At 58.7% G+C, this 8396-nt stretch carries 7 protein-coding genes and 1 pseudogene; 5 read left to right on the top strand and 3 right to left on the bottom strand.

Going from position 1 to position 8396, the window contains the following annotated elements; genetic code table 11:
• Positions 1 to 65 precede the first annotated feature (65 nt).
• Positions 66 to 611 (bottom strand): hypothetical protein, encoded by a 546-nt coding sequence (locus BEN47_RS09670; protein WP_070727771.1) that lies wholly within the window; start codon positions 609 to 611, stop codon positions 66 to 68.
• A gap of 140 nt (positions 612 to 751) precedes the next feature.
• Between BEN47_RS09670 and BEN47_RS09675 the strand changes: the two genes are divergently transcribed.
• The 3 genes from BEN47_RS09675 to BEN47_RS09685 all read left to right on the top strand — a co-directional run bounded on the left by BEN47_RS09675 (position 752) and on the right by BEN47_RS09685 (position 2865).
• On the top strand, positions 752 to 1150 hold the full coding sequence (locus tag BEN47_RS09675; RefSeq protein ID WP_125921600.1) for a hypothetical protein: 399 nt from the start codon (positions 752 to 754) through the stop codon (positions 1148 to 1150).
• The gene (locus BEN47_RS09680; protein ID WP_070727777.1) at positions 1147 to 1692 is read left to right on the top strand and encodes a PAS domain-containing protein; all 546 of its coding nucleotides are present in this window, start codon (positions 1147 to 1149) and stop codon (positions 1690 to 1692) included. The genes BEN47_RS09675 and BEN47_RS09680 overlap by 4 nt, the downstream gene beginning before the upstream one ends.
• Before the next feature lie 102 nt (positions 1693 to 1794).
• A complete protein-coding gene (locus BEN47_RS09685) occupies positions 1795 to 2865 on the top strand; it encodes an NAD(P)H-quinone oxidoreductase (protein ID WP_317039498.1) in 1071 nt (356 codons plus the stop codon).
• A gap of 109 nt (positions 2866 to 2974) precedes the next feature.
• On the opposite strand, the gene BEN47_RS09690 is transcribed toward BEN47_RS09685, so the two are convergent.
• Entirely contained in the window at positions 2975 to 3586 is a 612-nt protein-coding gene (locus tag BEN47_RS09690) for a thioredoxin family protein (RefSeq protein WP_070727779.1), read from the bottom strand.
• Positions 3587 to 3655: 69 nt separating this feature from the next.
• The gene (locus tag BEN47_RS09695; protein WP_070727782.1) at positions 3656 to 4141 is read right to left on the bottom strand and encodes a TlpA disulfide reductase family protein; all 486 of its coding nucleotides are present in this window, start codon (positions 4139 to 4141) and stop codon (positions 3656 to 3658) included.
• 176 nt (positions 4142 to 4317) lie between these two features.
• Between BEN47_RS09695 and ispG the strand changes: the two are divergent.
• Together ispG and BEN47_RS09705 are read left to right on the top strand one after the other, a co-directional pair.
• A pseudogene (gene ispG, locus BEN47_RS09700) lies at positions 4318 to 6305 on the top strand ((E)-4-hydroxy-3-methylbut-2-enyl-diphosphate synthase).
• A 154-nt stretch (positions 6306 to 6459) separates the two neighbouring features.
• The gene (locus BEN47_RS09705) at positions 6460 to 8310 is read left to right on the top strand and encodes a hypothetical protein (RefSeq protein WP_204378300.1); all 1851 of its coding nucleotides are present in this window, start codon (positions 6460 to 6462) and stop codon (positions 8308 to 8310) included.
• The last annotated feature ends 86 nt before the right edge of the window (positions 8311 to 8396 follow it).

The raw sequence follows: 8396 nt of genomic DNA on the forward strand, positions 1-8396 counted from the left end.
TTTTTTGGAATGCCGCCGCAATCGTTTGCGGAATTATTTTGACTAAATTCCGCTCGTTTTCTTGCTCAGTTAACTGGTTTGGCGCTTTTTGTGGGTGCTGGCGTAGTATCTGCCAATAGCAGCGGCAGCCGGGGGCTCAGCCCATCGTCGCCTACTTCTTCGGCACTGGTGCCGGGGTCGGGTACCAGTATTTTCCAGGTGGCCCGGCGTAGCTCGTCCAGCTTTTCCAGCGATTCGCTCACGGTGGCATTGGCCCGGAGCTTGTCGAACAAGCCGCTTTTATGGCCGGCTACCAGCAGCTTTTCCAGCACCAGAGGCAACACCCAGCCCACCACGTTGGAGGCCAGCGCGCCGCGCAGCCCCAGCCGCACCAGCAGCCGGACGGTCATTTGCTCTACCAGGAGGACGCGGGCGGCGGGCAGGGCTTTATCGGCCAGGAAATCAGTCACCAGCTTCAGGTTGCCTTTCTCCACTTCGGCCCGTAGCACGTCCTGAATGCTGTCGAGGGCCCGGGCGGCCAATTGCCGGAACAAGCGGCCGGTTTGCCAGGCAGCCAGGCCGGTGAATCGGGCAGCGCCCAACAGCGCCGGAACAAAACGTGGAGTTTTCATGGGAATTCGAGCAAAATTGGCCTAAATGTGCCGCCAAAGGAACGTGGCAGTTTGCACTTGGGTTGAGCTTAGCAGTGGTTTGTGCGCGTATTTCTACGCCCTGCGCTTTTTTTTGACGAGGCCGGTGCCTTCATTTGTGTATGCCAGATTTGTTACTTGATTTAAATTTACAACAACTGCCCGACGATTATTTCAGCGGCGAGTGGCAAGTAGCTAGCCGGGTGCTGAATCGCAACGACCCCGGTAGCCCGCTGGCGCTGGCCACGCGCCTGCTGCTGGACCCCAGCCGCCTGGAAACCCAATCGGAGGCTCCCGCGCTTCCGCAGACGGGTAGCTGGGCCGTGATGCGCGACGAAATCCTCAACCGTCCCTACCTCAGCTTTGAGCTGCCCACCGAGGTCACCCGGGCGCTTGTGACGCGCCTGCGCCGCTCGGCCGATGGCTTGCAAAGCCAACTTAACCTCTACTTTGCCTCGGGCATGGAAATGCAGCTTTTCCGCCCTCAGTCTTCAATTTCGAACCTTTCAGTTAAGTCGTGAATATTTCGTCTTCCACTTCCCCGTCTGCCGGCACCTCGCAGCCCATTCCGGGTAGCCAGGGCCTCGTTGGGCCGGAACAGTTTACTTTTCTGGCCGATGTAATCCCCCAATTGGTCTGGATAACGGACCCGACGGGGTTTCACACGTATTTCAATCAGCGCTGGACTGATTTCACCGGCTTCACCCTGGCCGACAGCGTGGGCCCGGACATGTGGAACAACCTGCTGCACCCCGACGACCAGGCGCGCGCCCGCGAGGTGTGGGGCAGGTCCCTGGCTACGGGCGTCGATTACAACATTGAGTACCGCTTCAAGGCCAGGGATGGCTCCTACCGCTGGTTCCTGGGCCAGGCCCTGCCCCGGCGCGGCGACGATGGGCAGGTTATTGCCTGGTTTGGCACCTGCACCGACATTCACGAGCAGCGCCTGATGCTGGGCCAACTGGAAGCCGCTTACGCAGACCTCGAAGCCAAGGTGATGTTCCGAACCCTCGACCTGGAGCGAGAAGTGCAGGCACTCCGGCAACAGCTGGCGGGTAGTTAAGGTTATTTTTGAAAATGTGATGAAGGTGGCCTCCGAAAGAGGCCGCTTTTCGTTTTAAGGCCCGGCGGCTTTCATTTTGGGGGCGGCCTTAATCAGCGTACTATGAAAGCCGTCGTTATTCAAGAGCCCGGTGGGGCCGAGGTCCTGCAACTGCAAGACCGGAGCCGCCCGCAGCCCGCGCCCCATCAATTAATCGTGCGCGTGCTCGCGGCCGGGGTCAATCGGCCGGATGTGCTGATGCGGCAGGGCAAGTACGCCGGCAGCGGCGAGGTAAGCGGGCTGGTGCCGGGCTTGGAAATTGCGGGCATTGTGGAGCAGTGCGGCGCCGCCGTTGGGCGCTGGCGGGCGGGCGACGCAGTTTGTGCGCTTTTGCCTGCGGGCGGCTACGCCGACTTTGCCGTGGTTGACGCCCGGCATTGCCTGCCAGTGCCCGCGGGCCTTAGCATGATTGAGGCAGCGGCCCTCCCCGAAACCGTGTTTACGGTGTGGCACAACGTATTTCAGCGCGGGGCGTTGCAGGCCGGCGAAACGCTGCTGGTGCACGGGGGCAGCAGTGGCATTGGCACCACGGCCATTCAGCTGGCGAAGGCTCTGGGCAGCCGGGTTGCCATCACGGCCGGGGACGCGGCCAAGTGCGCGGCCTGCCTGGCGCTGGGGGCCGACTGGGCCATTAATTACAAAACGGAAGATTTTGAGGAGATGCTCAAACAGGCGGGGGCAGACGTAATTCTCGACATGATTGGCGGCGAATACATCGCCAAAAACCTGCGCCTACTGAAGGACGACGGGCGCCTGGTGTTCATCAACGCCATGCAGGGAGCGGCGGGCGAATTCGACGCGTTGGAAGTGATGCGCCGCCGCCTGAGCATCACGGGAAGCACCCTGCGGCCCCGCTCCGACGAATTTAAGGCCGCGCTGGCCGCTGAAGTAGAACGGCAGGTGTGGCCGCTAATAGCCGCCGGCAAATTCCGCCCATTGATTGACAAGACCTTCCCGCTGGCTGAGGCTGCGCGGCGCACCGCCTCATGGAAAGCAGCGCGCACATCGGTAAGATTGTACTGGAAACGGGGGCGTGAGGCTATAAAAAGGCCCATTGCAAAGGGGCGAGCGCACTTGCAATGGGCCTTTTTAAATATTCGTGAAATATCCTGTTACGTTAAAACGTCATGCTGAGCTTGTCGAAGCATCTCTATTGCAATAGTAAATGAATTACCAGCGCGGTAGAGATGCTTGACAAGCTCAGCATGACGGTCTTTTAGCTACAGCTACATCTGGTCGGCTGCTATGCCTGCTTTTTCCACTTAATGGTGCAGCCAATGGCTTTGGTTGAGTTGTTAGTCGCGGGCTTGCCGGCCATGATTTCGGTCATGGCATTTTCCACGTACTTGGTTTTCACCAAGGTGGCGTCTTCGGAATTATCATCGATGGCCCCGATATAGGAAACCACAAAATCGTTGCCCTGGCGCTGCAGCACGTAGAGCTGCGGAGTGCGGGTGGCCCCGTACGCCTTGGCTATTTTCTGGCTTTCGTCCTGTAGGTAGGGGAAGGCGTATTTTTTGGTTTGCATGGCGGCGTAGGAGTCGCCGGGGGCCACGCCGGGGTCGTTCGGGTTGATGGCCACTACGGGGTAGCCCTGGGAGGCGTATTTCTGGTTGAGGGCGATGATGCGGGCTTCATAGGCCTTGGCGTAGGGGCAGGTATTGCAGGTGAACACCACGATGTAGCCCTTGGCGGCTTTGTTGTCGGCCAGGGACACCATTTTGCCGTCGATGTTCTTCAGCTTGAAATCAGCGGCTTTGTCGCCCACCTGGTAGCCCTCGGATTGGGGACGCAGGACGAAGCTGCTCAGCAGCAGGACAAAACAGAGCAGGGAGAAAGGCAGTATTCTGTTCATGGCAAGAAGACGTTTGGGTTGATGATAAGAAAGAGTCGGGGCGCAACTGGCTATGAACCTGCTGTTAAATTACAAAAATCTCCGGAGGGCGGCCGTCAGCGCTGCCTTGGAAAGCTCCTGCTCGAAGGTGGCGCGCTGCTTGGTTTTGTTGTTGATTATGAGGGTGAAGGGGATGGAGCCCGTCCACTTGGCGTCTACCTGCCCCAGCCAGGAGTTTGGGTCGGTTTCGTCGAGAAGCACCACTTCGGACTTGAGGCCGCGCGCCTTCACGAAGGGCTTTACTTTTTTGTCCAGCTGCGAGGCATAGTCGAGGCTGACGAGCAGCACTTTCACTTTCTTATCGGCATTGGCGCTGCCGACCTGCTCGAAGTTGGGCAGCTCCTTCACGCAGGGGCCGCACCAGGTGGCCCAGAAATTGACCACGTAGGTGGTGTCGGTCTGCCGGGCCAGGCGCTTTTGCAGCTCAACAAACTTGATGACGGCCACCTGCTGGCCGAAGCCGGGTACCGCCGCAAGTAGTCCGATGCCCAACAGCAAATATTTGAGAGAGAACATAATGAATACCGTTTGAGGCCCATCCGCGCCGAACCATACGGCGCAGGCAGGAGCAGTGTAACACAGACAGTGAATCCGGGCCAGAAGTTGCGCCCGCCAGGGGTGGAGCCGGCCGCCGGCCGCTTTACCTTTGTGCCAGGGCGCAACTTTCGCCTTCCTTCCCTAGTTTTCGGGTTATGAATAAAACGTATTGCCCCAGCCTGACCGAGTACAAGCGCCGTGTAGCCCGCGTGGTGAACATTGGCGATATTCCGCTGGGCGGCAATTATCCGATTCGGGTGCAGAGCATGACCACCGTGGACACCATGGACACCATGGGCTCGGTGGAGCAGACGCTGCGCATGGTGGAGGCCGGCTGCGAGTACGTGCGCATCACCGCGCCCAGCATGAAAGAGGCCCAGAACCTGCTGGAAATAAAGAAAGAGCTGCGCAAGCGCGGCTGCAACGTGCCGCTCATCGCCGACATCCACTTCACGCCCAACGCGCCGAGCTGGCGGCCCGCATCGTGGAAAAAGTACGCGTTAACCCCGGCAATTACGCCGACAAAAAGAAATTTGAAGAAATAGAATACACCGACGCCACCTACGCGGCCGAAGTGGAGCGCATCCGCGAGCGGTTCCGGCCGCTGGTTCAGATTTGCAAGCAGTACGGCACCGCCATGCGCATCGGCACCAACCACGGCTCACTGTCTGACCGTATTTTGAGTCGCTACGGCGATACCCCGCTCGGCATGGTGGAGTCGGCGCTGGAATTCCTGCGCCTGTGCGAGGAAGAAAACTACTACAACGTGGTGCTGAGCATGAAAGCCAGCAACACCCAGGTTATGGTGCAGGCCTACCGGATGCTGGTGCAGAAGCTCGACGAAGAGGGCCTGCAGCCCTATCCGCTGCACCTGGGCGTGACGGAGGCCGGGGAAGCCGAGGACGGCCGTATCAAGAGCGCCGTGGGCATCGGCACGCTGCTGGAAGACGGCCTGGGCGACACCGTACGCGTGAGCCTGACCGAAGCGCCCGAAGCCGAGGCCCCGGTGGCCAAAATGCTGATAGACCGGTACTCGCACCGAGCCGCGCAGGCCCAGCCCATTGCGCCAGTGGTGGGCGAGGAGCCCATCAACCCGTTTCAGTATTTCCGCCGCGTGACGCGGGAGGTCGAGAACATCGGCGGGGCCAATGTGCCCCGTGTTATCGCTGATTTGTCGCGTTTGGAGGGGATGGAATACGCAGACCTGCGCGCGGCCGGGCAGCTGTATTCGCCGTTTCTGGATAAGTTTCAGATGTCGGATTTGGGCGCCGACTATATCTATACCGGTCAGGTTCCGTCGCCTTTCATGCTGCCCAATGGACTGAAGGAGATAGTGGACTACGGCGCCTGGCGCGACGCCGGCCACCGCGCCGACCATTTCCCCGTGCTCACGCAGGCCGAATACGCCGGGGCCGCTGAGAAGCACCCGACGCTGAATTTTGTGTTCCACAACCTGGCGTCTCTCACTGCCCCGGCCCTCAGTCAATTGCGCAAAGACCGCACCGTGGTGCTGTTTCTGTACACCGAAAATGCCCACGCCATGCCGGAAATCCGGCGCGCCTTTTTTGAGCTTATGAATGCGGGCGTTACCTGCCCGGTCATCATCAACCGGCAGTACCCGGCCCTGAAAGACGAGGAAACCCAGCTCTACGCCGCTACCGACGTAGGCGGCCTGCTGCTCGACGGCCTCGGCGACGGCATCGTGCTGAGCACCGAGTTGCTGCCGGAGCGCCCCAAAGCTGAATGGCTCACGACCATCGACAGCCTGAACCAGCTCTCGTTCGGCATCTTGCAAGCGGCCCGCACCCGCATGAGCAAAACCGAATACATCAGCTGCCCCAGCTGCGGCCGTACCCTGTTTGACTTGCAGGAAACCACGGCCATGATTCGCAAGCGCACCGACCACCTCAAGGGCATCAAAATCGGCATCATGGGCTGCATCGTAAACGGCCCCGGCGAGATGGCCGACGCCGATTACGGCTACGTGGGCGTGGGAAAAGGCAAAATCGCCCTCTACCGCGGCCAGGAAGTCATCAAGAAATCAGTGCCCGAAGAACGGGCAGTGGATGACTTGATTGAGTTGATGCGCGAAGATGGGCGTTGGATTGAAAAGGAAGTGGTGGAGGAGCCGGTGGGGGCGTAGGTGCTGAGCGTCTTTATACCTGTCGCGAGGTGAAATGATGTAGAGACGCAAGGATGCGTCTCTACATCGTATTCGTAAAGCACTTCGCAACGGCCACAATTGGCAACGGGCGCCCCGTTGCTGCCCACTCATTTCCCCGCACTTACCCCACCGCATGACCCTCTACCAATCGCTCCAGCTGGCCCGCTCCGAAGAAGACGTTAAAGACGCCTACATCAAGGCGCTGAACCTGAAAGGGTACAGCAAAAACCTGATTGATATTCAGACCAAGGAAGTGTGGTTTGAGGCTAAGGAAGGCCACCGGCACTCCACCTACGCCATGTTTACGCAGCTGATGCACTACGTGCAGCAGGCTCTGAACAAGGGCGAATACGTGCCGCCGCTGCTCGCGGTGATTGACACGCAGAAGGCCGCGATTATGAAAAGCGCGGACGTGATTCCCTTCCTCGCCAAAAAAACCATCAAGTGGGGCCGCAGCGCCAGCGGCTACACCCAGGAAGCCCTCGATGCCGTGTCGGCCCACATCGGCACCTACTTCGTCTCCTTCCGGATGGAGACCCACGAGCAGGAGTTCATCAGCACCATCCAGGGCGCCATTGCCTCGGGCGACATCATCCGCGTCGCCATCACGCCCGACAACCTGAAACAGGTGTTCGACAAGTGGGTGGCCATGATTGGGGCCGAGATTAACGACGTGGCCCCGGAAGAATACGCCCTGCTCTTCTTCGCCGACATCATGAGCGACGGCACCGTGAGCACCCACGCCAGCCTGCCGGCCGAGCTGCTGCACCGCGGCGGCAAGCCCCTTTTCGCGCTGGGCGGCAAGCTCTACGAGCTGGGCAGCCACGAGGGCTACCGACGCTTCTGGGCCATTTACCACCGCCCGCCCGACGCCGCCTACCGCAACTACCTGCTGGAACGCCGCGACAGCCTGATTCCGCTCGACGAGCGCAGCTTCAAAGGCGCCTACTACACGCCGCTGCACGTAGTGGACAAGGCCTACGACAAGCTCACCGACTTGCTGGGCAAGAGCTGGCAGCGCGACTACCTGGTGTGGGACATGTGCTGCGGCGTGGGCAACCTGGAAGTGAAGCACAGCAACCACCGCAACATCTACATGAGCACCCTGGACGCGGCGGACGTGGACGTGATGAAAGCCACCAAAACCTGCGCCGCCGCCACCCGCTTCCAGTACGATTACCTCAACGACGACATTGCCGAAGACGGTAGCATTGATTACCGCCTGACCAACAAAGTCCCCGCCGCCCTGCGCAACGCCATTGCGGACGGAAAGAAAATTCTGGTGCTGATAAATCCGCCGTATGCGGAGGCCGCGAACTCACAAGGGAACGAAGGCAAAACGGACGTGGCAACTACCAAAATAGCGAAGGGAATGGTCGGGTACGGCTTCGCATCGCGAGAATTGTTCACCCAGTTTCTGGTACGTATTTCTCATGAAATGCCTACGGCAACGGTGGCGATGTTTAGTACTTTGAAACACGTGGTAGCACCAAACTTTGAGAAGTTCCGCATTTTATGGAACGCAGTGTATATGGATGGCTTCGTTATACATAGCAAAGCGTTTGATGGTATAAAAGGAAACTTCCCTATTGGTTTTTTGATTTGGAAACTCAATCAGAATGCAAAAAATAAAACTCCTATCACGGAAATTGTCGCAGAAGTCCTGACTAAAAGCGGGGAGCCCATCGGGGAAAAGCGCTTTTACAATATTAGTAGCATGTCTTTTTTAGGTAATTGGATGCCTCGCCTAAAGACGAACACCACGAATATTCCACTGAAGAATGCGGTGACGCCCCAACTAAATCATGCGAAGGTGACGGCATGGATTGATACGGCGATTGGCTACATGTACTGTAACAGCAATGATATGCAGAATGCCGCTACCCAAACGGCCATCACTTCATCTGTTTTCAGTACTGGCAACGGCTTTTACGTGCTGCGCGAAAACCTTTGGCAGGTAGCTATTATCTTGGCGGTGGTCTGATATAAGGTGAAATGCGTATTGGGGGTTATGGTTTATACGCAACACTATTGCGCCGCCTGCGGCAGTGAACAGATTCGGCGCAATGG

The sequence above is a fragment of the Hymenobacter lapidarius genome, assembly GCF_001816145.1.
Classification (GTDB): domain Bacteria; phylum Bacteroidota; class Bacteroidia; order Cytophagales; family Hymenobacteraceae; genus Hymenobacter; species Hymenobacter lapidarius.